At 41.0% G+C, this 26,009-nt stretch carries 23 protein-coding genes, 10 tRNA genes, 2 pseudogenes and 1 riboswitch; of the genes and pseudogenes, 27 read left to right on the top strand and 8 right to left on the bottom strand.

Annotation, left to right across the window (positions count from 1 at the left end; translation table 11 throughout):
• The 10 genes from D8855_RS08760 to D8855_RS08710 all read left to right on the top strand — a co-directional run bounded on the left by D8855_RS08760 (nucleotide 1) and on the right by D8855_RS08710 (nucleotide 947).
• Nucleotides 1-61, top strand: a tRNA-Gly gene (locus D8855_RS08760).
• A 10-nt stretch (nucleotides 62-71) separates the two neighbouring features.
• Nucleotides 72-157 (top strand) — tRNA-Leu (locus tag D8855_RS08755).
• An 11-nt stretch (nucleotides 158-168) separates the two neighbouring features.
• Nucleotides 169-242 (top strand) — tRNA-Arg (locus D8855_RS08750).
• Nucleotides 243-257: 15 nt separating this feature from the next.
• Nucleotides 258-331, top strand: a tRNA-Pro gene (locus D8855_RS08745).
• 5 nt (nucleotides 332-336) lie between these two features.
• Nucleotides 337-410 (top strand) — tRNA-Met (locus tag D8855_RS08740).
• Between the two features lie 94 nt (nucleotides 411-504).
• Nucleotides 505-578, top strand: a tRNA-Met gene (locus tag D8855_RS08730).
• Nucleotides 579-581: 3 nt separating this feature from the next.
• Nucleotides 582-654: transfer RNA gene (locus D8855_RS08725), tRNA-Phe, on the top strand.
• Between the two features lie 20 nt (nucleotides 655-674).
• Nucleotides 675-745, top strand: a tRNA-Gly gene (locus tag D8855_RS08720).
• Nucleotides 746-779: 34 nt separating this feature from the next.
• Nucleotides 780-853: transfer RNA gene (locus D8855_RS08715), tRNA-Ile, on the top strand.
• 6 nt (nucleotides 854-859) lie between these two features.
• Nucleotides 860-947 (top strand) — tRNA-Ser (locus D8855_RS08710).
• 66 nt (nucleotides 948-1,013) lie between these two features.
• On the opposite strand, the pseudogene D8855_RS08705 reads toward D8855_RS08710, so the two are convergent.
• Both D8855_RS08705 and birA read right to left on the bottom strand, forming a co-directional pair.
• Nucleotides 1,014-2,371, bottom strand: a pseudogene (locus tag D8855_RS08705) (ISL3 family transposase).
• A gap of 160 nt (nucleotides 2,372-2,531) precedes the next feature.
• Nucleotides 2,532-3,467, bottom strand: coding sequence for a bifunctional biotin--[acetyl-CoA-carboxylase] ligase/biotin operon repressor BirA (gene birA / locus D8855_RS08695; RefSeq protein WP_125416991.1), 936 nt, complete (start codon nucleotides 3,465-3,467; stop codon nucleotides 2,532-2,534).
• A 283-nt stretch (nucleotides 3,468-3,750) separates the two neighbouring features.
• On the opposite strand from birA, the gene D8855_RS08690 reads away from it, so the two are divergent.
• From D8855_RS08690 to D8855_RS08670, 5 genes and pseudogenes are all read left to right on the top strand, one after another.
• Nucleotides 3,751-4,944, top strand: coding sequence for an O-antigen ligase family protein (locus tag D8855_RS08690; protein ID WP_045611046.1), 1,194 nt, complete (start codon nucleotides 3,751-3,753; stop codon nucleotides 4,942-4,944).
• Between the two features lie 145 nt (nucleotides 4,945-5,089).
• Nucleotides 5,090-5,533, top strand: coding sequence for a MarR family winged helix-turn-helix transcriptional regulator (locus D8855_RS08685; RefSeq protein WP_125416989.1), 444 nt, complete (start codon nucleotides 5,090-5,092; stop codon nucleotides 5,531-5,533).
• Nucleotides 5,534-5,567: 34 nt separating this feature from the next.
• Nucleotides 5,568-5,759: pseudogene (locus D8855_RS08680) on the top strand (nuclear transport factor 2 family protein); the annotation flags it as partial.
• Between the two features lie 14 nt (nucleotides 5,760-5,773).
• A complete protein-coding gene (locus D8855_RS08675; RefSeq protein ID WP_125416987.1) occupies nucleotides 5,774-6,502 on the top strand; it encodes an ATP-binding cassette domain-containing protein in 729 nt (242 codons plus the stop codon).
• Nucleotides 6,495-8,015 (top strand): ABC transporter permease/substrate-binding protein, encoded by a 1,521-nt coding sequence (locus tag D8855_RS08670; protein WP_125416985.1) that lies wholly within the window; start codon nucleotides 6,495-6,497, stop codon nucleotides 8,013-8,015. The genes D8855_RS08675 and D8855_RS08670 overlap by 8 nt, the downstream gene beginning before the upstream one ends.
• Before the next feature lie 137 nt (nucleotides 8,016-8,152).
• Here D8855_RS08670 and D8855_RS08665 read toward each other — a convergent pair whose 3' ends face one another.
• A complete protein-coding gene (locus D8855_RS08665; RefSeq protein ID WP_004235331.1) occupies nucleotides 8,153-8,689 on the bottom strand; it encodes a TetR/AcrR family transcriptional regulator in 537 nt (178 codons plus the stop codon).
• A gap of 132 nt (nucleotides 8,690-8,821) precedes the next feature.
• Here D8855_RS08665 and D8855_RS08660 point away from each other — a divergent pair, with 132 nt between their 5' ends.
• Nucleotides 8,822-9,712, top strand: a complete 891-nt coding sequence (locus D8855_RS08660; protein WP_000095928.1) for a cation diffusion facilitator family transporter — start codon at nucleotides 8,822-8,824, stop codon at nucleotides 9,710-9,712.
• 33 nt (nucleotides 9,713-9,745) lie between these two features.
• Here D8855_RS08660 and galR read toward each other — a convergent pair whose 3' ends face one another.
• The gene (galR, locus tag D8855_RS08655; protein WP_049491335.1) at nucleotides 9,746-10,750 is read right to left on the bottom strand and encodes a DNA-binding transcriptional regulator GalR; all 1,005 of its coding nucleotides are present in this window, start codon (nucleotides 10,748-10,750) and stop codon (nucleotides 9,746-9,748) included.
• A gap of 164 nt (nucleotides 10,751-10,914) precedes the next feature.
• Between galR and D8855_RS08650 the strand changes: the two genes are divergently transcribed.
• From D8855_RS08650 to D8855_RS08620, 7 genes are all read left to right on the top strand, one after another.
• On the top strand, nucleotides 10,915-12,093 hold the full coding sequence (locus tag D8855_RS08650) for a galactokinase (protein WP_125416983.1): 1,179 nt from the start codon (nucleotides 10,915-10,917) through the stop codon (nucleotides 12,091-12,093).
• Nucleotides 12,094-12,111: 18 nt separating this feature from the next.
• Nucleotides 12,112-13,593 (top strand): UDP-glucose--hexose-1-phosphate uridylyltransferase, encoded by a 1,482-nt coding sequence (locus D8855_RS08645; RefSeq protein ID WP_125416981.1) that lies wholly within the window; start codon nucleotides 12,112-12,114, stop codon nucleotides 13,591-13,593.
• Nucleotides 13,594-13,662: 69 nt separating this feature from the next.
• Nucleotides 13,663-14,067, top strand: coding sequence for a PaaI family thioesterase (locus D8855_RS08640; RefSeq protein WP_000651198.1), 405 nt, complete (start codon nucleotides 13,663-13,665; stop codon nucleotides 14,065-14,067).
• A gap of 156 nt (nucleotides 14,068-14,223) precedes the next feature.
• Nucleotides 14,224-15,078, top strand: coding sequence for a DNA adenine methylase (locus D8855_RS08635; protein WP_125416979.1), 855 nt, complete (start codon nucleotides 14,224-14,226; stop codon nucleotides 15,076-15,078).
• Between the two features lie 25 nt (nucleotides 15,079-15,103).
• Nucleotides 15,104-15,871 carry a DNA-methyltransferase gene (locus tag D8855_RS08630; RefSeq protein WP_185757582.1) on the top strand — a complete coding sequence of 256 codons (768 nt, stop codon included), beginning with the start codon at nucleotides 15,104-15,106 and terminating at the stop codon, nucleotides 15,869-15,871.
• The gene (locus tag D8855_RS08625) at nucleotides 15,864-16,436 is read left to right on the top strand and encodes a PD-(D/E)XK nuclease superfamily protein (protein ID WP_049488228.1); all 573 of its coding nucleotides are present in this window, start codon (nucleotides 15,864-15,866) and stop codon (nucleotides 16,434-16,436) included. The genes D8855_RS08630 and D8855_RS08625 overlap by 8 nt, the downstream gene beginning before the upstream one ends.
• 14 nt (nucleotides 16,437-16,450) lie before the next feature.
• Nucleotides 16,451-17,356, top strand: a complete 906-nt coding sequence (locus D8855_RS08620; RefSeq protein WP_125416975.1) for a type II restriction endonuclease — start codon at nucleotides 16,451-16,453, stop codon at nucleotides 17,354-17,356.
• 46 nt (nucleotides 17,357-17,402) lie between these two features.
• On the opposite strand, the gene D8855_RS08615 is transcribed toward D8855_RS08620, so the two are convergent.
• The 4 genes from D8855_RS08615 to D8855_RS08595 all read right to left on the bottom strand — a co-directional run bounded on the left by D8855_RS08615 (nucleotide 17,403) and on the right by D8855_RS08595 (nucleotide 21,127).
• Nucleotides 17,403-18,665 (bottom strand): nucleobase:cation symporter-2 family protein, encoded by a 1,263-nt coding sequence (locus tag D8855_RS08615; protein ID WP_004256021.1) that lies wholly within the window; start codon nucleotides 18,663-18,665, stop codon nucleotides 17,403-17,405.
• A complete protein-coding gene (locus D8855_RS08610; protein WP_061590409.1) occupies nucleotides 18,665-19,246 on the bottom strand; it encodes a xanthine phosphoribosyltransferase in 582 nt (193 codons plus the stop codon). Before D8855_RS08610 ends, D8855_RS08615 begins: the two co-directional genes overlap by 1 nt.
• Nucleotides 19,247-19,572: 326 nt before the next feature.
• Nucleotides 19,573-19,668, bottom strand: a riboswitch (purine riboswitch).
• 233 nt (nucleotides 19,669-19,901) lie between these two features.
• Nucleotides 19,902-20,288: a bleomycin resistance protein gene (locus D8855_RS08600; protein ID WP_125416973.1), complete on the bottom strand. Its 387-nt coding sequence runs from the start codon at nucleotides 20,286-20,288 to the stop codon at nucleotides 19,902-19,904.
• Nucleotides 20,289-20,299: 11 nt separating this feature from the next.
• Nucleotides 20,300-21,127 carry an exodeoxyribonuclease III gene (locus tag D8855_RS08595; RefSeq protein WP_125416971.1) on the bottom strand — a complete coding sequence of 276 codons (828 nt, stop codon included), beginning with the start codon at nucleotides 21,125-21,127 and terminating at the stop codon, nucleotides 20,300-20,302.
• Between the two features lie 133 nt (nucleotides 21,128-21,260).
• Here D8855_RS08595 and D8855_RS08590 point away from each other — a divergent pair, with 133 nt between their 5' ends.
• From D8855_RS08590 to D8855_RS08575, 4 genes are read left to right on the top strand one after another with little or no spacing between them, the layout of a single operon-like run.
• The gene (locus D8855_RS08590) at nucleotides 21,261-21,716 is read left to right on the top strand and encodes a DUF3290 family protein (protein ID WP_020900359.1); all 456 of its coding nucleotides are present in this window, start codon (nucleotides 21,261-21,263) and stop codon (nucleotides 21,714-21,716) included.
• On the top strand, nucleotides 21,713-22,348 hold the full coding sequence (locus tag D8855_RS08585) for a DUF421 domain-containing protein (RefSeq protein ID WP_000174447.1): 636 nt from the start codon (nucleotides 21,713-21,715) through the stop codon (nucleotides 22,346-22,348). Before D8855_RS08590 ends, D8855_RS08585 begins: the two co-directional genes overlap by 4 nt.
• Before the next feature lie 54 nt (nucleotides 22,349-22,402).
• Nucleotides 22,403-24,148, top strand: coding sequence for an ABC transporter ATP-binding protein (locus D8855_RS08580; protein WP_125416969.1), 1,746 nt, complete (start codon nucleotides 22,403-22,405; stop codon nucleotides 24,146-24,148).
• Entirely contained in the window at nucleotides 24,138-25,880 is a 1,743-nt protein-coding gene (locus D8855_RS08575; RefSeq protein WP_125416968.1) for an ABC transporter ATP-binding protein, read from the top strand. Before D8855_RS08580 ends, D8855_RS08575 begins: the two co-directional genes overlap by 11 nt.
• Nucleotides 25,881-26,009: the final 129 nt, after the last annotated feature.

Below are 26,009 nucleotides of genomic sequence, written 5' to 3'. Positions count from 1 at the left end.
AGTTCAGTGGTAGAACACCACCTTGCCAAGGTGGGGGTCGCGGGTTCGAATCCCGTCGTTCGCTTAGAGAGGCCGGGGTGGCGGAACTGGCAGACGCACAGGACTTAAAATCCTGCGATTGGTAACGATCGTACCGGTTCGATTCCGGTCCTCGGCATAATATAATGAGCACCCTTAGCTCAACTGGATAGAGTACCTGACTACGAATCAGGCGGTTAGAGGTTCGACTCCTCTAGGGTGCATTTTTCTTTTTAACTCGGGAAGTAGCTCAGCTTGGTAGAGTACTTGGTTTGGGACCAAGGTGTCGCAGGTTCGAATCCTGTCTTCCCGATTCATGGCGGTGTAGCTCAGCTGGCTAGAGCGTCCGGTTCATACCCGGGAGGTCGGGGGTTCGATCCCCTTCGCCGGGATTACCCAAGTCCGGCTGAAGGGAACGGTCTTGAAAACCGTCAGGCGTGTAAAAGCGTGCGTGGGTTCGAATCCCACATCCTCCTTTTGTATTAACGCGGGATGGAGCAGCTCGGTAGCTCGTCGGGCTCATAACCCGAAGGTCGTAGGTTCAAATCCTGCTCCCGCAATAAGGCTCGGTAGCTCAGTTGGTAGAGCAATGGATTGAAGCTCCATGTGTCGGCGGTTCGATTCCGTCTCGCGCCATTTTTATTTATAGTATTTATGCGGGTGTAGTTTAGTGGTAAAACTACAGCCTTCCAAGCTGTTGTCGCGAGTTCGATTCTCGTCACCCGCTTTGAACTTTGTTCAAAATACCAAGTTTTTAACTTGGGCGCGTAGCTCAGGTGGTTAGAGCGCACGCCTGATAAGCGTGAGGTCGGTGGTTCGAGTCCACTCGTGCCCATTAATAGGAGAATTACTCAAGAGGCTGAAGAGGACGGTTTGCTAAATCGTTAGGTCGGGTAACTGGCGCAAGGGTTCGAATCCCTTATTCTCCGTTTGAATGAGAGTTTATAACTCTCTTTTTCTTGCTTCTTTGTCAACTGTAGTGGGTTGAAGAAAAGCTAAGATCGAGAAAGGACAAATTTCGTCCTTTCTTTTTTGATGTTTAGAGAGATAAAAGTCCGTTTTTTGAAGTTTTCAAAGTTTCGAAAAGCAAAGGCATTTCGCTTGATAAGTTTGATGAGATTATTGGTCGCTTCCAATTTGGCGTTAGAATAGGGTAGTTGAAGTGCGTTAACAATTTTCTCTTTGTCCTTGAGAAAGATTTTAAAAACAGTCTGAAAAAGAGTATGAACCAGATTAAGATTGTCCTCAATAAGTCCGAAAAATTTGTTAGGCTTTTTATTTTGAAAGTGAAAAAGCAAGAGTTGATAGAGAGGGTAGTGGCGTTTCAAGCCCTCAGAATAGCTCAAAAGCTTGTCTAGAATCTCTTTATTGGTCAAGTACATACGAAAAGTAGGGCGATAAAATCGCTTATCACTGAGTTTACGACTATCTTGTTGAATGAGCTTCCAGTAACGCTTGATAGCCTTGTATTCATGGGATTTTCGCTCAAACTGATTCATAATTTGGACACGCACAAGACTCATGGCACGGCTTAAGTATTGGAGTAAAACAGTCCAGTGGACTGTTTTAGCCTAAGTTTAGAAATATAATAACGAAGGGTGAAAGCGATCTAGGACTATTTTAGTATTCGGGAGTGAAACGGTCTGGGAGACTGTTTCAGCCTGAGCCTAGAAATTCGAAAGCGAAGCTGTCTAGCTAAGTCATAGTAGGGACTAAACATATCCATAGTAATGATTTTCACCTGACAACGAACGGCTCTATTGTAGCGAAGAAAGCGATTCCGGATGATAGCTTGTGTTCTTCCCTCAAGAACGGTGATGATGTTGAGATTGTCAAAATCTTGCGTAATGAAACTCATCTTTTCCTTGGTGAAGGCACACTCGTCCCAGGACATAATCTCAGGAAGGCTAGAAAAATCATGATTAAAACGGAAGTCATTGAGTTTGCGAATGACAGTTGAAGTTGAAATGGACAGCTGATGGGCAATATCGGTCATAGAAGTCTTTTCAATCAGATTCTGAGAAATCTTTTGATTGACGATACGAGTGATTTGGTGATTCTTCTTGACGAGGGCGGTCTCGGAGACCGCTATTTTCAAGCACTGATAGCACTTAAAACGGCGTTTTTTAAGGAGAATTCTAGTAGGCATACCAGTTGTTTCAAGGTAAGGAATCTTAGACGGTTTTTGAAAGTCATATTTCTTCATTTGGCTTCTGCAATCAGGACAAGGTGGAGCCTCATAATCCAGTTTAGCGATGATTTCCTTGTGTGTATCCTTATTGCTGATATCTATAATTTGGATATTTGAGTCTTTGATATCGAGTAGTTTTGTGATAAAATGNAATTGTTCTATATTATTTTTTCTAATAATGGTTTGGTTGCTTTTCATTATAGATCTTATGGGACTTTTTTCTACAATAAAATAGGCTCCATAATATTCATAGGAGATTTACCCACTACAAATGTTATAGAGACTTTTTATATAGTTTATTTTTTATTGTATAACTTTGCTATTACTTCCAAGTTTTTAGTGAAATTTCTCCGCTATTGAGCCAGATTTCTTTTCCGTTATCACATTGAACTAAAAGTTTGCCATTATCTGAGATATCTTTAGCAAGTCCTTTGTAGTCTTTTTGATCTAGTGTAAAAGTCACTTCTTTTCCTAGAACAAATGACTTTTTTTTGTATAAGTATAATAGCTCTTCTGCTGGTGTTTCGAAGAAAGCACGCCAGGTCTCTATGATTAATTCATTTCTGGTTATAGGTGCTGGAGCTTTGAATAAACTAGCAGCTTTTTCTTTTAATTCTTGAGGGAAGTCTTTGATAGCAAAGTTGATTCCTACTCCAATAATGATATCTGTGACTAAGCCAGTTTCTACAGAGGTCATTGCCTCAGTAAGGATTCCTCCAATTTTATGATTGTTTAGGTAGATATCATTGACCCATTTTATGTCGACATCAATTAAAGTTAGGTTCTTAATGGCTTTGTAGACAGCTCCTGCTACAAGTAGTGTGTAGGATGGTAATTTGTCGTAAGGGAGATTTGGTTTGAGATGGAGTGTCATATAAATGCCACCTTGTGGTGAGTAGAAAGAACGTTGAAATCGACCTCGGCCTGCTGTTTGATAGGAAGCTAGATAGAGGGTGTTTGCTTCATTCCCTAAATCAATTGCTTCTTTTGCATCTAGTTGAGTTGATTTTGTTTCGGGTTTAAAACTTATTTTAATTGGAAGATTTTGTTCTAGAAGTTCTGGAAGAATAAGGTCTCCATTCACCAGTTTGTAGCCTTTGTTTTTGATACTATCAATTTCAATGCCTTCTTGTTCTAGACGCTTGATGGCTTTCCAAATTGATGTTCGGCTTAGGGATAGTTCTTCTGCGATTTTTTCTCCGCTGATATAGTCGGTTTCTTTAGCTAGAATTTGGTAGACGGCTTGGTAGGATTTCATAGTGTTTCCTTTCTTTAAGAATAGTATATGATTTGATTTTAGTTTGGATAGTTGCTTCTAATCTATATTTTATTACTACTATTTTAACATATGCCTACTATTTTCGGCACGATTTTTTAGAGTGAATCTAGTTATTAAGCTTGAGTTGTGAAATCTCAGTATTTTTGCTCGCTTTTTTACCTATGGAAGCGTTTCCTTTGTTTTCAAATTGCTAAAAAAGTGGTACAATATAGGGTAGCTTACTATTATCTGAATCAACTGATTTGGAGAGAAAGGATTCATTTTGAAATCAATAGGCTTTATTGAAAAGCTGAAAGGGTTGTCTAGTAAAGAGCTGATTTTATTGGGAATTATCCTGAGTATCTTTTTACCCTTTTATCTTTTTGTAGTTGTATTCTGTTTATATATTATCAGTTTAATTTTCACAGGGGACATGAAAAGTATTCTTCAGAAAATGGGGGAGCATCCGATGCTACTTCTTTTTCTTGGCTATAGTACTGTTATATCCGTTTTTGCACAAAATTGGATGGGAGTTGTGGCTTCAGTAGGAATTTTTCTATTTACTGTTTTCTTTTTGCACTATCAGTCGATTTTATCACATAAATTCTTTCGATTGATTTTGCAGCTCGTCTTGTTTGGTAGCGTCTTGTCAGCTGCTTTTGCGAGTTTAGAACATTTCCAAATTGTGAAGAAATTCAACTATGCTTTTCTTTCACCCAATATGCAGGTGTGGCATCAGAATCGTGCAGAAGTGACCTTCTTTAACCCTAATTATTATGGAATTATTTGTTGTTTCTGTATCATGATTGCCTTCTATTTGTTTACAACGACCAAGTTGAATTGGTTGAAAGTATTCTGTGTGATTGCAGGCTTTGTGAATCTCTTTGGTTTGAACTTTACGCAAAATCGAACTGCCTTTCCTGCAATTATCGCTGGAGCCATTATTTATCTCTTTACGACCATTAAAAACTGGAAGGCCTTTTGGCTTAGTATTGGGGTCTTTGCGATTGGCTTGAGCTTCCTCTTTTCTAGTGATTTGGGAGTTCGGATGGGGACTTTAGACTCTTCTATGGAAGAACGAATTTCTATCTGGGATGCTGGGATGGCCTTATTTAAGCAAAATCCTTTTTGGGGTGAGGGGCCATTGACTTACATGCACTCCTATCCTCGGATACATGCTCCTTATCATGAACATGCTCACAGTCTTTATATTGATACGATTCTGAGTTACGGAATTGTGGGGACCATTTTATTAGTTTTGTCTTCTGTGGCTCCTGTTCGCTTGATGATGGATATGAGTCAGGAGTCGGGGAAACGTCCGATTATAGGTCTTTATCTATCTTTCCTTACAGTGGTTGCTGTGCATGGAATCTTTGACTTGGCCCTCTTCTGGATTCAGTCAGGTTTCATTTTCTTGCTAGTTATGTGCAGTATTCCGTTGGAGCATCGAACATTGGTATCGGACATGACGGATTAAGTTTATTAGATTCAAATCTTCTACCTTGGGTGGGAGATTTTTTTTGCTAGGAAAAATTATTTCCAAATCGAAATAGTTGACAGATGAAATGACAAGTGTTACAATTATTTCATTCGTTTCGATATCGAAATAAATTGGAGGTGTCATGAAAGATAGTCATTTGGTAGCCCATCATATTCGTTTGTTGAATGGGCGGATTTTTCAAAAGTTACTGAGCCAAGATCCTGAAGCTCTTTATCGGAGTGAACAGGGCAAGATTTTAGCGGTTTTATGGAATAGTGAAACTGGCTGCGCAACTGCGACAGATATTGCGCTTGCGACTGGGCTTGCTAATAATACTCTGACGACGATGATTAAAAAACTAGAGGAACAAAATCTTGTAACTATTAGTCCATGTGGAGAAGATAAGCGTAAGAAGTATTTGGTTTTAACAGAGTTGGGGCAGTCTCAGAAAGAAGTGGGGCATCGTGTCAGTCAGAAATTGGATACGATTTTTTACAAAGGATTTTCAGAGGAAGAAATTCGTCAGTTTGAAACCTTTCAAGAAAGAATCTTGGCTAATCTGAAAGAGGATGAAAATGAGGTTTAAAATGGAGCAAATTAGCTGTTTATAAGTAAAGACCACTTTTGACTTTGTTTTCAAACTCTTAGGACAAGGAAACTATGTGGTTAGCTATGGTCAGACTCAGATTGGTGGAGTTGCCTATGCCCAGTATGACATCTTCCGTCTAGAAAACGGGAAAATTGTGGAACATTGGGATAATAAGGAAGTCATGCCTAAGGTAGAAGACTTGACCAATAGAGGGAAGTTTTAAATTGAGGATACAGAATGATTGAATACAAAAATGTGGCGCTACGCTACACAGAAAAAGATGTCTTGAGAGATGTTAATTTACGGATTGAGAATGGCGAGTTTATGGTTTTAGTTGGTCCATCTGGATCAGGTAAGACGACCATGATTAAGATGGTCAACCGCCTCTTGGAACCGACTGATGGAAATATTTATATGGATGGCAAGCGTATCAAAGACTATGATGAGCGTGAACTTCGTCTTTCTACTGGTTATGTTTTACAGGCTATTGCTCTCTTTCCCAATCTAACAGTTGCGGAAAATATTGCCCTGATTCCTGAAATGAAGGGCTGGACTAAGGAAGAAATTGCTCAGAAAACTGAAGAGCTTTTGGCTAAGGTTGGTTTACCAGGAGCCGAGTATGGGCATCGTTTGCCTAGTGAATTATCTGGTGGAGAACAGCAACGGGTCGGTATTGTTCGTGCTATGATTGGTCAGCCTAAGATTCTCCTCATGGATGAACCTTTTTCAGCCTTGGATGCTATTTCTCGCAAACAGTTGCAGGTTCTGACTAAAGAATTGCATAAAGAGTTTGGGATGACAACGATTTTTGTGACCCATGATACGGATGAAGCTTTGAAATTGGCGGACCGTATTGCTGTTTTGCAGGATGGAGAGATTCGCCAGGTGGCGAATCCCGAGACCATTTTAAAAGCCCCTGCAACAGAATTTGTAGCAGACTTGTTTGGAGGTAGTGTTCATGACTAATTTAATTGCAACTTTTCAGGATCGTTTTAGTGATTGGTTGACAGCTCTCTCTCAACATTTGCAGTTGTCGCTTTTGACCTTGTTGCTAGCTATCTTTATCGCGATTCCCTTGGCTGTCTATCTTCGCTATCATGAGAAGTTGGCAGATTGGGTCTTGCAGATTGCAGGGATTTTCCAGACCATCCCGTCTCTTGCCTTGTTGGGCCTCTTTATCCCCTTGATGGGAATTGGGACCTTACCGGCTTTGACAGCTCTAGTGATTTATGCGATTTTTCCGATTTTGCAAAATACCATCACTGGACTCAAGGGAATTGATCCGAGTCTGCAAGAGGCTGGGATTGCCTTTGGGATGACCAGATGGGAACGTCTCAAGAAGTTTGAAATTCCACTTGCCATGCCTGTTATGATGTCTGGGATTCGGACGGCAGCTGTCTTGATTATCGGTACGGCAACCTTGGCCGCTTTGATTGGTGCAGGGGGGCTGGGTTCTTTTATCCTTTTGGGAATTGACCGTAATAATGCCAGTCTGATTTTGATTGGGGCCCTTTCTTCTGCAGTGCTTGCTATTGCCTTTAACTTCCTACTAAAAGTGATGGAAAAGGCAAAATTGCGGACGATTTTCTCTGGTTTTGCCTTGGTGACCATATTGCTTGGTTTGTCTTATAGTCCAGCCCTCTTGGCTCAAAAAGAGAAAGAAAACTTGGTTATTGCTGGGAAATTGGGTCCAGAACCAGAAATTTTGGCCAATATGTATAAGCTTCTCATTGAAGAAAATACCAGCATGACTGCTACTGTTAAACCGAATTTTGGGAAAACAAGCTTTCTTTATGAAGCTTTGAAAAAAGGCGATATTGATATCTATCCTGAATTTACTGGTACGGTGACTGAAAGTTTGCTGCAACCATCACCTAAAGTGAGTCATGAGCCAGAGCAGGTTTATCAGGTGGCGCGTGATGGTATTGCCAAACAGAATCATCTAGCCTATCTCAAACCCATGTCTTATCAAAATACCTATGCTGTAGCTGTTCCGAAAAAGATTGCTCAAGAATATGGCTTGAAGACCATTTCGGACTTGAAAAAAGTGGAAGGGCAGTTGAAGGCTGGATTTACTCTCGAGTTTAATGACCGTGAAGATGGCAATAAGGGCTTGCAATCAATGTATGGTCTCAATCTCAATGTAGCGACCATGGAACCAGCCCTTCGCTATCAGGCTATTCAGTCAGGTGATATTCAAATCACGGACGCCTATTCGACCGATGCGGAATTGGCACGTTATGATTTACAGGTATTGGAAGATGACAAGCAACTCTTCCCACCTTATCAAGGGGCTCCACTCATGAAAGAAGTTCTTCTCAAGAAACATCCAGAGTTGGAAACAGTTCTCAATAAATTGGCTGGTAAAATTACTGAAAGCCAGATGAGCCAGCTCAACTACCAAGTCGGTGTTGAAGGCAAGTCAGCAGAACAAGTAGCCAAGGAGTTTCTACAAGAACAAGGTTTGTTGAAGAAATAGTTTGAAAATGTCAAACTCAACTTTGTTAAACGACCATATAGAAAACTGCTCAGACAATGTTGTCTGGGCTTTTTTGATTGTTGAAAAGATGAAAACTCAGTAGCCTAGAAATAAGGCAACTGAGCTCTACTCTGTATTCAATTTTTAGGAATGAGAAGGTCTAGATAAAACTGGACAACTTCCTGGTATGTAAAGTCTTGTCCTTTTTTGAGCCACCAGGTCAATGTCTCGATAAAGTTGGACACGACCAAGTGTTGGAGGTAAGAAGTAGGCAGATTAGTGTGGGCTTCTTTTAACTCATCAGCCAACATGGGATAGACATGGTGTTCTAGCTCTTTATGGAGTTGACGGAGGAAGTAGTCATTTTTGGAAAATAGCAGACTGGTAACATGGTCCTGGTTTTTCTGAAAATGTAAAAAGATATGTGCGAGGTAGTCCTCGGTAGTAAAGTGTCCTTCCCTTTCAAAGAGATGATGAAAGAGGTAGCGACAGAGCTCATCTAAAAGGAGTTCCTTGCTTTCATAGTGACAGTAAAAAGTAGAACGCCCAACATCTGCTAGGTCAATGATATCCTGAACAGTAGTGGCATCATAGCCTTTGTCGTTCAAAAGTTGTAAAAAAGCTTGATAGATGGCTTTTTTCGTCTTGCTGACTCGACGGTCTCTTTTTGGCATGTAGACACTTGAGACAAACTGTTCAGAACTGAACATGGCTGACAGTTTGCTTCTATCCTTTCTTTGAATTTTATTAGATAATACAAATGAAAGAAGTATGTATATACCCATTATACCAAAGGAGGGAGAGAAATGAGTTCTAAAACATCTATCTGGTTAGCTTTTTTCTTAAATTTAAGCTATGCGATTGTTGAGTTTATCGCAGGAGGAATCTTTGGTTCGAGTGCAGTTCTTGCTGATTCCGTTCATGACTTGGGAGATGCTATAGCCATTGGCATCTCAGCCCTTTTAGAAACAATTTCAAACCGTGAAGAAGATAGACAGTACACCTTGGGTTACAAACGTTTTAGTCTTTTAGGAGCCATGCTAACGGCTGTGATTCTTATGATAGGGTCTGTCCTAGTGATCTTGGAAAATGTCACAAAGATTGTTCACCCGCAACCCGTCAATGAGGAAGGCATCCTCTGGCTGGGAATCATTGCAGTAGCCATTAATGTGCTAGCAAGTCTGGTAGTTCGTAAGGGGAAAACAAAGAACGAGTCAATTCTTAGCCTGCATTTTTTGGAAGACACTCTTGGTTGGTTGGCCGTCATTCTAATGGCGATTATTCTTCGATTTACGGACTGGTATATCCTCGATCCGCTTTTATCACTAGTTATTTCTATCTTTATTCTGTCGAAAGCCATTCCTCGCTTTTGGAGCGCACTGAAAATTTTCCTAGATGCTGTGCCAGAAGGAGTCGAGACAAGTGATTTGGAGAAGGATTTAGAGGCTCTACCCAATGTCAACAGTGTCAATCAACTTAGCATTTGGTCCATGGATGGTTTAGAGAATAATGCTATTGTTCACATTTGTATCAAGGACTGGGAACAGATGATGGAAACCAAAGAAGTGGTGCGTCAATGTTTAGAAGAAAGAGGCGTGCAGAATATCACTATTGAAGTAGATAGCAGTCAAAGCAATCATGCGCAACATAAGCGGAGGGTGAGAGAATTAGAGCAGAAGCATGGGCATCATCATTAGAAAAGCGACCTCGCTAGAGGTCGTTTTGTTATCCTATTCATTCCTTGTACTTTCTCTCAGAGTCAGTCTGGTTCCCAACATGGTTAGGCTAGGGATTTTGCGACCGTGGAGTACTTCCTTATTAAGAATATCCATGCCTGCTCTGCCCATTTCTTCGGTATAGACGGTGATGCTGGAGAGGGGAGGATAGACTTGCTTGGTCAGACTAGTGTCGTTAAAGGAAATGAGGCTGACGCGGTCTGGTAGGCTGATTCCAGCTTCTTGGAGCGCACGGAGGGCACCGATAGCTAAACTATCGCTAGCTGCGAAAAAGGCTGGTGGGAGTTGGTCTCCCAAGTTCTGAATGGCCTCCTTCATCAAGTCATAGCCAGACTGGGCGGTAAAGCTTCCTTGAAAGACTAATTCATCATGATAGATTCCCTTTGTTTGACTGTAGTTTCTAAAATTTTCCAGTCGCTTATCCTCAATGATTTCTTCTTGGTCGGTTGTTTCTTCAAGGCCTGTTAGAATCCCGATGCGGTCCATCCCTTGGCTGAGAAAATAATCGACAACCTGTTTCATGGCAGTGTAAAAGTCTGTGATAATGCAGGTGTGTCCCAGCGAGAGGGTATCGCTATCTAGAAAGACAAGAGGCTTTTGGTATTCTTCAAAGGCAGAGATCTGAGCTCGACTAAACTTTCCGATGCAGAGAATCCCGATGACTTCCTCGCTCAGTGTAAAAGGATGGTCATTAAAATAGCGTAAAATATCATAGTCCAGTTCTTGGGCTCTTTTTTCTATTCCTAGGCGAATCTGGTAGTAGTAGAGATCGTCTAGCTCCCCTTGTTCGCTGACCCATTGGATAATGGCAATCTTTTGCTTGGGCTTGTGGGACTCGCCTGTCTTGAGGTGCTTAGTGTAGCCCAACTCTTCAGCAACGGTTAAAATACGGTGTCTGGTTTCTTCTGTAACAGATAGGCTCTGGTCGCGATTGAGGACGCGGGATACGGTCGCGATAGAGACAGAGGCTAGCTGTGCAATGTCTTTTAAGGTAGCCATAAATCCTCCTCCTTTTAGGTTAGTATATCATATTTTTCTGTATTTTACTGATAGTTTAGTAAAATTTTAGTAAAAAGGATTGACCTTGGGAAATCCCTTGGATACAATAGAAGAAAACGATTACACGTTAAGGTGACTTAACGCACAGTAAAAGGAGAATTCATATGACACAACATCTTACTGCTGAAGCTCTTCGTAAAGATTTTCTTGCTGTTTTTGGTCAAGAAGCAGATCAAACTTTCTTTTCACCAGGCCGTATCAATTTGATTGGTGAACACACGGACTATAATGGTGGACATGTATTTCCAGCAGCCATTTCCTTAGGAACATATGGGGCAGCTCGCAAGCGTGAAGACCTAGTTTTGCGTTTCTACTCAGCTAACTTTGAGGACAAGGGCATTATCGAAGTGCCTCTAGCTAACCTCAAGTTTGAAAAAGAGCACAACTGGACCAATTATCCAAAAGGAGTTCTTCATTTCTTGCAAGAAGCTGGACATGTGATTGACAAAGGTTTTGATTTTTATGTTTATGGGAATATCCCAAATGGTGCTGGTTTGTCTTCTTCAGCATCCTTGGAACTTTTGACAGGGGTAGTGGCAGAGCATCTCTTTGATTTAAAATTAGATCGTCTCGATTTGGTTAAAATCGGAAAACAAACAGAAAATAACTTTATCGGAGTCAACTCTGGCATTATGGACCAATTTGCTATTGGTATGGGTGCAGACCAACGTGCTATTTACCTTGATACCAATACCTTAGAGTATGATTTGGTGCCACTTGATTTGAAGGACAATGTTGTTGTCATCATGAACACCAATAAACGCCGTGAATTGGCTGACTCTAAGTACAATGAACGTCGTGCTGAGTGTGAAAAAGCAGTGGAAGAATTGCAAGTTGCTTTAGATATTCAGACCTTGGGTGAATTGGATGAGTGGGCCTTTGACCAATACAGCTACCTAATCAAAGATGAAAATCGTTTGAAACGTGCTCGCCATGCTGTGCTTGAAAACCAACGTACCCTCAAAGCTCAAGCAGCCCTTCAAGCAGGAGATTTGAAAACATTTGGTCGTTTGATGAATGCGTCTCACGTTTCTCTGGAGCATGATTATGAAGTAACTGGCTTGGAATTGGATACTCTTGTTCACATAGCTTGGGCACAAGAAGGCGTTCTCGGTGCTCGTATGACAGGGGCAGGTTTTGGCGGATGTGCCATTGCTTTGGTGCAAAAAGATGCTGTTGATGCCTTTAAGGAAGCTGTTGGAAAACACTACGAGGAAGTAGTTGGCTACGCTCCAAGCTTTTATATCGCTGAAGTTGCAGGTGGCACTCGCGTCCTTGACTAGTCAAAAGGAGGCTCTATAGTGACCTTAGTAGATAAATTTGTAACACATGTCATTTCTGAAAGTTCATTTGAGGAAATGGATCGAATCTACCTGACCAATCGTGTCTTGGCACGAGTGGGAGATGGTGTTTTGGAAGTTGAGACGGATCTAGATCAATTGATTGACCTCAAGGACCAGCTGGTTGAGGAAGCCGTTCGATTAGAGACGATTGAGGATAGTCAGACTGCGCGTGAAATCCTTGGTGCTGAACTGATGGATTTGGTGACCCCTTGTCCGAGTCAGGTCAATCGTGACTTCTGGGAAACCTATGTCCACTCTCCTGAGCAAGCGATAGAGGATTTTTACCAACTCAGTCAGAAAAATGACTACATCAAACTCAAGGCCATTGCTAAAAATATTGCTTATCGTGTTTCATCTAATTACGGTGAACTTGAAATTACTATCAATCTCTCTAAGCCTGAAAAGGATCCCAAAGAGATTGCGGCAGCCAAGTTGGTGCAAGCTAGTAATTATCCTCAGTGTCAGCTTTGTCTAGAGAATGAGGGCTATCATGGTCGGGTCAACCACCCAGCTCGTAGCAACCACCGTATTATCCGCTTTGAAATGGCGGGTCAGGAGTGGGGGTTCCAGTATTCGCCCTATGCTTACTTTAATGAGCACTGTATTTTCTTAGATGGCCAGCATCGTCCCATGGCTATCAGTCGTCAGAGTTTTGAGCGTCTGCTAGCTATCGTAGAGCAGTTTCCGGGCTATTTTGCTGGATCTAATGCCGACTTGCCGATTGTGGGGGGCTCTATTCTGACTCATGATCACTATCAGGGAGGCCATCACGTATTTCCTATGGAATTGGCTCCCTTGCAAAAGACCTTCCGATTTGCTGGTTTTGAGCAGGTCAAGACTGGGATTGTCAAGTGGCCAATGTCAGTGTTGCGTTTGACTTCGGATTCCAAAGAGGATTTGATCAACTTGGCTGATAAGATTTTGCAGGAATGGCGCCAGTATTCAGACCCTGAAGTGCAGATTTTGGCTGAGACTGATGGGACACCGCATCATACCATTACACCTATTGCCCGTAAACGCGATGGACAGTTTGAGTTGGACTTAGTCTTGCGAGACAATCAGACATCGCCAGAGCATCCTGAGGGCATCTATCATCCCCACAAGGATGTCCAACATATCAAGAAGGAAAATATCGGCTTGATTGAGGTCATGGGCTTGGCAATCTTGCCACCACGTCTGAAAGAAGAAGTGGAGCAAGTCGCTAGCTATCTTGTAGGAGAGGCTGTTACAATTGCCGATTATCATCAGGAATGGGCCGACCAACTTAGAGCCCAATATCCAGACATAACAGATAAAGAAAAAGCCCTTGAAATCGTCAGGGACTCTGTGGGTACTATCTTTGCTCGTGTTCTTGAGGATGCAGGAGTCTACAAGCAAACGGAACAGGGACAGGCAGCCTTTATGCGCTTTGTGGAGCAGGTCGGAATTTTGCCAGACTAGGAGCTTTCTCCTTGCACAGTCCTATAAAAAGTAGTATCATAGTGTCGTTTGAAATATCAGGAGGAAACGATGAAAGATTTTCATTTTGACGCTATATCTGCCTTTGAAAATTACGAAATTGAAAAAATGAGAGATGGTCACGTTGTGGTGACGACCAAAGTAGTGGACTCGTCGCTCAACTACTATGGCAATGCCCATGGTGGCTATCTCTTTACCCTTTGCGACCAGATCAGTGGTTTGGTGGTCATATCTCTGGGGCTTGATGGAGTGACACTCCAATCCTCTATCAACTACCTCAAGGCAGGAAAACTTGATGATGTATTGACAATTAAAGGAGAATGTGTCCATCAAGGTCGCACAACCTGTGTGGTGGATGTTGATATCACCAATCAAGAAGGCAGAAATGTCTGCAAGGCAACCTTTACCATGTTTGTCACAGGCCAACGGTCAGAAGATAGACAAGTAAGGATATAAAGAGTAATTTAATAGAGTGAGGTGAATTTTGGAATTTATAAAATTTGCCTTACTCATTTTTTGATATTGATATGATTTAATTCTAAAATAGAAAATTTAGTAATGTGGTAGAAAATACAAGAGTTGTGTTTTAATTTCTATGGTATAATTAAAAGCATGAAGATAAAAGAAATAAAGGAAGTTACTTTACAACCGTTCACGAAATGGACAGGTGGTAAAAGACAATTATTGCCTGTTATTAGAGAATTAATGCCTAAAACCTATAACAGGTATTTCGAACCTTTTGTTGGAGGTGGAGCTTTATTTTTTGATTTAGCTCCTAAAGATGCAGTTATTAATGATTTTAACGCTGAACTAATAAATTGCTATCAACAAATTAAGGACAATCCTAAAGAATTGATTGAAATTTTGAAAGTTCATCAGGAATATAATTCAAAAGAATATTATTTAGATTTACGTTCTGCTGATCGTGATGAAAGAATAGATATGATGTCTGAAGTACAAAGGGCAGCACGTATTCTCTATATGTTGAGAGTGGACTTTAATGGTTTATATCGTGTGAATTCTAAGAATCAGTTTAATGTACCTTATGGTCGTTATAAGAATCCTAAAATTGTTGATGAGGAATTGATATTTGCTATTTCAGTATACCTAAATAACAATCAACTAGAAATTAAAACGGGAGATTTTGAAAAGGCTGTTTTAGATGTTCAGCCAGGGGATTTTGTATATTTTGATCCCCCGTATATTCCATTGTCAGAGACAAGCGCCTTTACTTCCTACACTCATGAGGGGTTTTCATATGATGATCAAGTAAGATTAAGAGATACCTTTAAGAAATTGAGTGATGCAGGGGCTTATGTTATGTTGTCAAACTCCTCTAGTTTTTTGGTAGAGGAGTTGTATCGAGATTTTAATATCCATTATGTTGAAGCTACCCGAACTAATGGAGCAAAATCTTCGAGTCGAGGAAAAATTTCTGAAATTATAGTCACAAATTATGAAAAATAACGAATATAAGTATGGAGGTGTTTTAATGACAAAACCATACTATAATAAAGATAAAATGATTCTTGTTCATGCAGATACGTTTAAGTTATTATCGAAAATGAAACCAGAAAGCATGGACATGATCTTTGCTGATCCTCCATATTTTTTGAGTAACGGCGGTATATCAAATTCTGGGGGACAGGTTGTATCTGTAGATAAAGGTGACTGGGATAAGATTTCTTCCTTTGAGGAAAAGCACGAATTCAATCGTAAATGGATTCGTTTAGCAAAAGAAGTTTTGAAGCCTAATGGGACTATTTGGATTTCGGGGAGTTTACATAATATTTACTCAGTTGGAATGGCATTAGAGCAAGAAGGTTTTAAAATTCTAAATAATATTACTTGGCAGAAAACAAACCCTGCACCTAATTTATCCTGTCGTTATTTTACTCATTCTACTGAAACTATTTTATGGGCAAGAAAAAATGATAAAAAAGCTCGTCATTATTACAATTACGATTTGATGAAAGAGCTAAATGATGGTAAGCAAATGAAAGATGTTTGGACAGGTGCTTTGACGAAAAAAGCTGAGAAATGGGCTGGCAAGCATCCAACACAAAAACCAGAATATTTATTGGAACGTATAATTTTGGCCTCTACTAAAGAGGGTGACTATATTCTAGATCCATTTGTTGGTAGTGGCACTACGGGTGTTGTTGCGAAGCGATTAGGTAGAAGATTTATAGGTATCGAAGCTGAAAAAGAATATTTGAAGATAGCTAGAAGAAGATTAGAGGAGGAAAACTATGGCTAGAAAACCAAATAAACATGGAGGAGGAGCCAAAACAACGACTAATGGTTTGAAATTTGAAAGAGATACTGATTTTTCGGAATTAGTAGATTCCCTTCCAGGATATGAAGTTAAAGAAATAGATTTCAAAGATAGAAAAGCAACAAAAGGCTTTGAAGTTTTTAGAGTTGGGGAAGAAGAAATCATTGGTAAAATTATGCCTCAATATAGATTTTATGATTTTTTGAAAGAATTGGGGATTAAGAATACCAATTCTAAACAATGGAAACCAGATGAAGTATTTATAAATTTTGAAAATCATACAGTTTATATAGTTGAGAAAAAATGGCAGGAAAGCGAAGGAAGTGTTGATGAAAAACTACTGGGCTTTGGCAATAAAAGACGTATTTATCAACGTTTGTTAGATAGTGTGCAAGAGGGTGAACCATTTTCTGTGCAATTCATATTTGTTGGAAATAAAAGTTTTTTTGGTCAAGATAAATATCGTGATACTTTTGAAATGTTACGAGGGGATGGCATCAAAATAATGCTTGATGAATACGACATGACATTTTTTGGTTTATTTTAATTACAAGGTGAATTATGGATTTTAATACTTACATTTCTTCATCATCAGAAGATAGATTACAAAATTTTTTAAATACTCTCTCAATTACTAACAGAACGCCAGAGTATTATGTGAATTGGAATAAAGTTAATCGTGAGACCAAGAAGTATGAACTAGAGTTGAATACATTAAACTACTTAATTGGTAAAGACGATATCTATTCAGAAGCATTACACTTATTCACTAAACAACCCAATTTGTTAAAAGCAATTCCTAGTCTGATTGCAAGTCGTGATAATGTTTTAGATATTCTGACAATAGATAATGACGATAATATGTCTTTTGAGCAATTAGATTTCAAAACGATAGACACTAGCAGAATAGATGATTACATCAAATTTATTGAGAAATCTGGTTTATTAAAGTTTTTACAACAACATGCTAATCGTTCATTAGTTGATTATGTTTATGGAGTGGAGACTGGATTAGATAGCAATGCACGAAAAAACCGAAGTGGGACAACCATGGAGGGAATTTTAGAGAGACACGTAGCAAAAATTTCTCAGGAACAAAAATTGGATTGGAAAGCTCAAGCTACATCCCAATATATTAAAGATAAGTGGGGGATTAAGGTACCTGTCGATAAGTCTGAAAGAAGATTTGATGTTGCAGTTTATTCCCGAGAAAAACATAAGGTTTGGCTGATTGAAACGAATTACTATGGTGGAGGAGGAAGTAAATTAAAAGCGGTGGCTGGAGAGTTTACTGAACTCAGTCAATTTGTTATTACATCAGATGACGATGTTGAATTTGTTTGGGTTACTGATGGTCAAGGATGGAGAACAGCACACTTACCTCTAGCAGAAGCATTTAGTCACATTACGAATGTATTTAATTTAGAGATGTTAAGAGAAGGATTTTTAGCTGATTTATTTTTATAATGATTGCTCATTAGCTACACAAAAAAGAGGCTCACACCTCTTTTTCTTATTTCTTTTTATGATTCAATACGGCATTGAGGACAATGGCGAGTAGGCTGGCTACGACGATTCCGTTTGAGAAGAACATTTGGAAGGCTGTTGGCATGCTGACAAAGAGATTGCTGTTGTTGAGTCCAACTCCTGCAGCGATTGAAACAGCTGCGATAAGGAAGTTATGTTCATTGTTAGCAAAGTCAACACGAGCGAGGATTTGCATCCCTTGAATAGATACAAAACCAAACATCACCAGCATGGCACCACCGAGGACAGGGCTTGGAATGATTTGGGCAAGGGCACCAAACTTAGGAAGCAGTCCAAGGAGAACCAGGAAACCAGCTGCGTAGTAGATTGGTAGTCGAGTCTTGATACCTGATAATTTAACCAAACCAACGTTTTGTGAAAATCCTGTGTATGGGAAGGTGTTAAAGATTCCTCCGAGAAGTACGGCTAAACCTTCTGCGCGGTAACCGTTGCGCAGGCGCGTGCTGTCGATTGGGTCTTTCGTGATATCAGACAAGGCTAGGTAAACACCAGTAGACTCAACCATAGAAACCGTTGCGATGATACACATCATGACAATAGATGAGATTTCAAAGGTTGGCATCCCAAAGTAGAGTGGAGTTGGGACATGGACAAGTGGTGCTGCCGCAACAGGAGAGAAATCCACCAAACCCATGCTAGCAGCAATGGCTGTTCCAACAACTAGACCAATCAAAATGGAGATAGACTTGATAAATCCTTTGGTAAAGATGTTAATCAAGAGGATAATCAGAACAGTAATAGCGGCAAGCAAGAGACTTTGACCAGTTGGCTCTGGAACGTTATTTCCCATATTTCCAATAGCGACAGGAATCAAGGTTAAACCAATTGTTGTAATAACAGATCCTGTTACGATAGATGGGAAGAGATTGGCCACTTTTGAGAAGATGCCTGAAACAAGAACTACGTAAATCCCTGATGCGATAAGGGCGCCAAACATAGCACCACTACCATGGCTTTGCCCAATCATAATCAAGGGAGCGACTGATTGGAAGGCAACTCCAAGAACGACTGGGAGTCCAATCCCAAAGTATTTGTTGAGTTGGAGTTGGAGGAAGGTTGCCACCCCACACATGAAGATATCTGTGGAAATCAGGTAGGTTAACTGCTCAGTTGAATAGCCAAGGGCTGTCGCAATCATGATAGGAACCAGGATGGATCCTGAGTACATGGCTAGTAAGTGTTGCAAGCCAAGAACGGCTGCTTGCGAATGTTTTTCTTGAGTTTGCATTAGAGATCTGCCTCCTTAAATACGACTTGACCATTTTCAAAACGATCCAAACGAGCGAGTGATAGAACAGGGTAGCCTGCTTTTTCAAGCAAATCACGGCCATCTTGGAAAGATTTTTCAATCACGATACCGATAGCTTCGACTGTGGCACCAGCTTGTTCGATGATTTGAATCAAGCCTTTGGCAGCTTGGCCATTAGCAAGGAAATCGTCGATAATCAATACCTTGTCCTCTGGTGAGAGGAATTTTCCAGCGATAGAAACGGTACTGGTCACTTGCTTGGTAAAGGAGTAAACTTCGGCAGTTAAGATTCCTTCGTTCATAGTGATGTTTTTAGCTTTTTTAGCGAAAATCATGGGAACGTTTAAGGCTTCAGCTGTAAAAATGGCTGGGGCAATACCTGACGCTTCAATGGTCACGACTTTGGTAATACCAGCAGAAGCAAATTTTTCCGCAAAAACCTTACCAATCTCTCGCATCAAGTTAAAGTCAACTTGGTGGGTTAAAAAGGAATCCACCTTGAGGATGTTATCACCCAAGATATGCCCATCCTTGAGGATGCGCTCTTCTAATAATTTCATAAGACCTCCTAAAGTCTAAAAGCCAGTTTACTTGTTGGTTAAATGTTTCTATAGTGATCCAATTTGCTAGTACTATATATTTGATAAAACTAGTACGAGCGAAGCGAGTCTTATCAAATATTTCCCGTTGTAGTGGTATCATAGACAATAATCTTGTTATTGTCTATGACGGGATTTTTGAGACTTTTGGCTCAAAAATTAGGGATGAAATTCCGGAGGAAGTTGCTCCCGTCCGCACTAATTAAGGGAAATATTAAAAATATTCAAAAAGGACTTACTTAATCTCTAAGCAAGTCCCCCAAATAGGCATGGCAAAAACGACCATACCTCACTTCTGACTTACTTATTGTTAGGTGTTCCGGCACCTTGTAGAAACGTCGTGCCAATTCACGACATAAACAAGTAAAATGATATTCAATTTCAAATAGGCTTGAGCTAATGTTTTTATTTTACACTAAATAACTTTAGAAATCAAATATTTTGTTAGTGTTTTGGTTTGAAAAACGAACAAATATAATAAAAATGGGCAAAAATTAACTTATTGGCTAACATTTAGAAGATTTTTCCATCATAAAAGGCATATTATCAAGATTTTTCAAGACTTGACAATATGCCTTTTTCTAACTTTAAAGACTTTTTCCCAATCTTTATTGTTCTACTCGCTAAATCTTAAAAAATAGCCATCTGGGTCCAGAACTGCAAATTCATGGGGATATATAAAGCTATCTCCTACTCGAAATTCTCTCTTTGTCAGGGGACGATGGATAGGATAGTCAGCTTCCAGCAGTTTTTGGTGGAGCTGAGGAACATCTGCAATGCCAAAGGAAATATTGACACCGCGCCCGAAAGGATAGGTCAGCTGAGCTAATTCTTCTGCGCTGCCTTCTTCTAGCATAAGTTGGCAGTCTTCAAGTGAGAGGAAGAGAAATTTCTCCTCTGGACGCTCGTATTCGACAGAGAATCTTAGCAGGTCGCAGTAGAAGTGGCGTGATTTTTCGATGTCAGATACTACAAATTCAGGAATGACAGCTTGATAGTCCATTCGTTTTCTCCTTAGAGTTCAATCTCCAAGACAATCGGTGTATGGTCTTGGCGAGCACCTGAATCAATCATGTCGGACTTGGTCACCTTGTCAGCAATGCGGTTACTTGTGAGCCAGTAGTCGATTCTCCAGCCTGTATTGTTGATTTTAGAAGTCTTGCTGCGCTGTGCCCACCAAGTGTAGCGTTCTGGAACATCGCCGTGAACATGACGGAAAGTATCGGTAAATCCAGTTGCCAAGAGGTTGGTAAATCCAGCACGTTCCTCGTCTGTAAATCCTGGTGAACGGCGGTTGCTGGCAGGATTTGCAAGGTCGATTTCATTGTGGGCTACATTGTAGTCACCGGTTGCAAGGACTGGTTTTTCTTTGTCTAGTTGAGCCAAGTATTCAGCATATTTGACATCCCAGACTTGGCGTTCTTCCAAGCGTTTGAGGCCATCGCCAGCGTTTGGAGTGTAAACTTGCGTTACGAAAAAATCATCAAATTCTAGCGTGATGATACGGCCTTCCAAGTCCATGGTAGAAGGGGCACCGATTTCTGGGAAAGTGACAGTGGGTGTGAGTTCTTTCTTATAAAGGAACATGGTTCCAGCATAGCCTTTACGGGCAGGTTCTTGAGAAGAGCGCCACGTGTTTTCGTAGCCTGGGAAGAGTTCTTCTAAAATTTCCAAGTGTTTCTTTGTAGGCCCTTTGGCAGAAAGCTTGGTTTCTTGGATAGCAATGATATCAGCATTTTCTGCCACAAGGGTTTGTAGGACTTCTTGGGACAATTTGGCACGAGCTGAGTCACTGGTTAGGGCAGCATTGAGGGAATCAATATTCCATGAGATAAGTTTCATAAAGTTACCTTTTTCATTCAGATTATAGATTTTATTATACCAAAAAAAGGTCTATTTCCCCAACGTATGGTTTGAAAAATCACTCTCTTTCGTTTATAATTAAGAATGATTTTATGAAAGGGAGTGAAAATAAATGAAATTTTACTCATATGACTATGTACTTAGCCAAATCAGTCAGCAAAATGGCATCATGATTGGCTTTGGAATTGTTCTCCTAGCTATCACAGGATTTTTTGCTTTTAAAGCCTATCGAGATAAAAAGGGGACTAAGTTTCGGGAATTGGTCATGATTTTGGCCTTGACCTTGGTAGCCATGCTTTTGGTAACAATCTCAAAATACCAGACCAATCAAGCCTCTAACAATCAATTTCAAACCTCCCTTCATTTCATAGAGGTTGTTTCCAAAGACTTGGGAGTGGATAAATCAGAAGTCTATGTCAATACTTCTGCAGCCACTGATGGAGCGCTTGTCAAGGTAGGTTCAAATGTCTATCGTGCCATGAACGGGAGCCAACCAGACAAGTATCTTTTAGAGAAATTAGAATTGCATCAAACAGATGCTATTGAATTGGTGGAGGTAAACAAATGACACTCAATTATATGGAAATTTTAATCAAACTGGCCTTGGGGCTCTTCTCGCTTGTTTTTGTTATCAATGTGACAGGAAAGGGGAACCTAGCACCTAACTCTGCGACAGACCAAATTCAGAACTATGTTCTCGGTGGTATCATCGGTGGGGTGATTTACAATAGTTCTATCAGTATTCTCCAGTATGCAGTGATTTTGATGATGTGGACGATTTTGGTCTTGACCCTCAAGTGGCTCAATAACAATGTTCGTTTTGTGAAACGCTTGATTGATGGTAAACCGACTCTGCTCATCAAAAATGGGCAGATTGACCCAGAAGCCTGTCGTTCAGTTGGTTTGTCTGCGGCAGATGTTGCTCTCAAACTTCGTAGCCAAGGAATTTTCCAGATGAAGCAAGTTAAACGAGCTGTGCAGGAGCAAAATGGCCAACTCATCGTGGTCCAAATGGGAGATGAAAATCCTAAGTATCCAGTTGTGACTGACGGTGTGATCCAAGTAGATGTTTTGGAGTCGATTGGTCGTAGCGAAGAGTGGCTGCTTGATAACCTCAACAAGCAAGGACATGACAATGTAGCTAATATCTTTATCGCTGAGTATGACAAGGGTGCCGTTACAGTCGTAACCTATGAATAAGAAAAACCTGGGGTCTTGGCCTCAGGTTTCTATTTGCAATCAGAAAGGGATTTTATGTCCATTATTCAAAAACTTTGGTGGTTTTTCAAGTTAGAAAAACGCCGTTATCTAGTCGGAATCGTGGCCCTGGTCTTGGTTTCCGTCCTTAATCTCATTCCCCCTATGGTTATGGGGCGGGTCATTGATGCCATCACATCGGAGCAATTAACCCAGCAGGACCTTCTTCTTGACCTATTTTACTTGCTCCTTGCAGCCTTTGGGATGTATTATCTGCGCTATGTTTGGCGTATGTATATCCTCGGAACCTCCTACCGTTTGGGGCAGATTATGCGGTCTCGCTTATTTGAGCATTTCACAAAAATGTCTCCAGCCTTTTATCAGACCTATCGAACGGGAGACCTGATGGCACACGCTACAAATGATATCAATGCCTTAACCCGTCTGGCAGGCGGCGGTGTTATGTCTGCGGTGGATGCCTCCATCACAGCTTTAGTGACCTTGCTGACCATGCTCTTTAGCATTTCTTGGCAGATGACCTTGGTTGCCATTCTACCCCTACCTTTCATGGCCTATGCGACTAGTCGTTTAGGAAGAAAGACTCATAAGGCCTTTGGCGAGTCACAAGCTGCCTTTTCCGAACTCAATAACAAGGTGCAGGAGTCTGTATCAGGTATTAAAGTGACCAAGTCTTTCGGTTATCAGGCGGATGAGTTGAAGTCCTTTCAGGCAGTTAATGAATTGACCTTCCAAAAGAATCTGCAAACCATGAAATACGATAGTCTCTTTGACCCTATGGTTCTCTTGTTTGTTGGTTCATCCTATGTTTTAACCCTTTTGGTCGGTTCCTTGATGGTTCAGGAGGGACAGATTACGGTTGGGAATCTAGTCACCTTTATCAGCTACTTGGATATGCTGGTTTGGCCACTTATGGCCATTGGCTTCCTCTTTAATATCACTCAGCGAGGCAAGGTTTCTTACCAACGGATTGAGGAACTTTTATCTCAGGAATCACCTGTAAAAGATCCTGAGTTTCCTCTGGACGGTATTGAAAATGGACGTTTGGAGTACGCTATTGACAGCTTTGCCTTTGAAAATGAGGAGACACTGACGGATATTCACTTTAGTTTAGAAAAAGGACAAACCCTGGGCTTAGTCGGGCAGACAGGCTCTGGGAAAACGTCCTTGATTAAGCTCCTCTTGCGTGAATATGATGTGGATAAGGGTGCCATTTACCTAAACGGTCACGCTATTCGGAATTATCGTCTGACAGACCTTCGCAGTCTCATGGGCTATGTTCCTCAGGACCAGTTTCTCTTTGCGACCTCTATCTTAGATAATATCCGCTTTGGCAATCCTAACTTGCCCCTTTCAGCGGTCGAGGAAGCGACTAAGCTAGCACAAGTTTATCAAGACATTGTAGCCATGCCTCAGGGATTTGATACGTTGATTGGTGAAAAGGGAGTCAGTCTTTCTGGAGGTCAAAAGCAGCGTCTGGCCATGAGTCGAGCTATGATTTTAGACCCTGATATCTTGATTTTGGATGATTCTTTGTCGGCCGTGGATGCCAAGACAGAATATGCGATTATTGACAACCTTAAGGAGACGCGAAAGGACAAGACAACCATTATTACGGCTCATCGCCTCAGTGCAGTTGTCCATGCAGATCTAATCTTGGTTCTGCAAAATGGTCAAATTATTGAACAGGGCACACACGAAGACTTGCTAGCTTTGGATGGCTGGTATGCCCAAACCTACCAGTCTCAGCAGCTGGAAATGAAAGGAGAAGAAGATGCAGAATAAGAAAGAACAATGGACTGTATTGAAGCGCTTGATGTCCTATCTCAAGCCTTACGGGCTCCTGACCTTTTTGGCACTCAGTTTTCTCCTAGCGACGACGGTCATTAAAAGTGTCATTCCCCTTGTGGCTTCCCACTTTATCGACCAGTATCTGAGTAATCTTAACCAACTAGCCATTACCGTTTTGCTGGCCTACTATGGCCTTTATATTCTACAAACTCTAGTTCAGTATGTCGGTAATCTTCTCTTTGCGCGGGTATCCTACAGCATCGTTAGGGATATTCGTCGCGATGCCTTTTCCAATATGGAGAAGCTGGGCATGTCTTACTTTGACAAGACGCCAGCAGGCTCTATCGTCTCTCGTTTGACAAATGATACCGAGACCATCAGTGATATGTTTTCAGGGATTTTATCTAGCTTTATCTCAGCAGTTTTCATCTTTCTGACAACTCTTTATACCATGTTGGTATTGGATTTTCGTTTGACAGCATTAGTCTTGCTCTTTCTCCCCTTGATTTTCCTTTTGGTCAATCTCTATCGGAAAAAATCAGTGAAAATCATTGAGAAAACCAGAAGCCTCTTGTCAGATATCAATAGTAAGCTGGCTGAAAACATTGAGGGAATCAGAATAATCCAGGCCTTTAATCAAGAGAAGCGCCTACAGTCAGAGTTTGATGAAATCAACCAAGAACACTTGGTCTATGCCTACCGTTCTGTAGCCTTGGATGCCCTCTTTTTGCGCCCTGCCATGAGTTTACTTAAACTCCTAGGCTATGCTGTCTTGATGGCCTACTTTGGCTATCGTGGACTTTATCTGGGAATAACGGCAGGAACCATGTATGCCTTTATTCAGTACATCAACCGCCTCTTTGACCCTTTGATTGAGGTGACGCAAAACTTTTCAACCCTTCAAACTTCCATGGTGTCTGCAGGTCGTGTCTTTGCCTTGATCGATGAGAGGACCTATGAGCCCCTTCAAAAAGATGGGCAAGCCAAAATCCAAGAAGGCAATATTCATTTTGAACATGTATGTTTCTCATATGATGGCAAGCACCCGATTCTGGATGATATTTCCTTTTCGGTTAATAAGGGTGAAACCATTGCTTTTGTGGGGCATACAGGTTCTGGGAAATCTTCGATTATCAATGTCCTCATGCGCTTTTATGAATTCCAGTCAGGGCGAGTTCTCTTGGATGATGTGGATATCAGGAACTACAGTCAGGAAGAGTTGAGAAAAAACATCGGTCTGGTCTTGCAGGATCCCTTCCTCTATCATGGAACCATTAAGTCCAATATCGCCATGTACCAAGAAATCAGTGATGAGCAGGTCCAGGCTGCGGCAGCTTTTGTGGATGCAGATTCCTTTATTCAAGAACTTCCGCAGGGTTACGACTCCCCTGTGTCTGAGCGTGGTTCGAGTTTTTCAACTGGACAGCGCCAGCTTCTTGCCTTTGCTAGAACAGTCGCCAGTCAGCCTAAAATCCTGATTTTGGATGAAGCGACAGCCAATATTGACTCTGAAACAGAAAGTCTGGTTCAAGCTTCTCTGGCTAAGATGAGACAGGGACGAACAACCATTGCCATTGCTCACCGCCTTTCTACCATCCAAGACGCCAACTGCATCTATGTTTTGGACAAGGGGCGCATCATTGAGAGTGGAACTCATGAAGAACTCTTGGCTCTGGGAGGAACCTATCACAAGATGTATAGTTTGCAGGCGGGTGCTATGTCTTAATATTCTTTGAAAATCTATTCAAGCCATGTCAGCTTTATCTGCAATCTCAAAGCTGTACATTGATTTTCATTGAGTGTAAGAAGGAAATCCTTCAAATTACAGATTTCTTTCACCGCCTTTTCCATTTTG

Origin of the sequence: Streptococcus mitis (assembly GCF_003942685.1) — a bacterium.
In the GTDB taxonomy this organism is placed as follows: Bacteria; Bacillota; Bacilli; order Lactobacillales; family Streptococcaceae; genus Streptococcus; species Streptococcus mitis_CD.
This window is presented reverse-complemented; position numbering and strand designations above follow the sequence as displayed.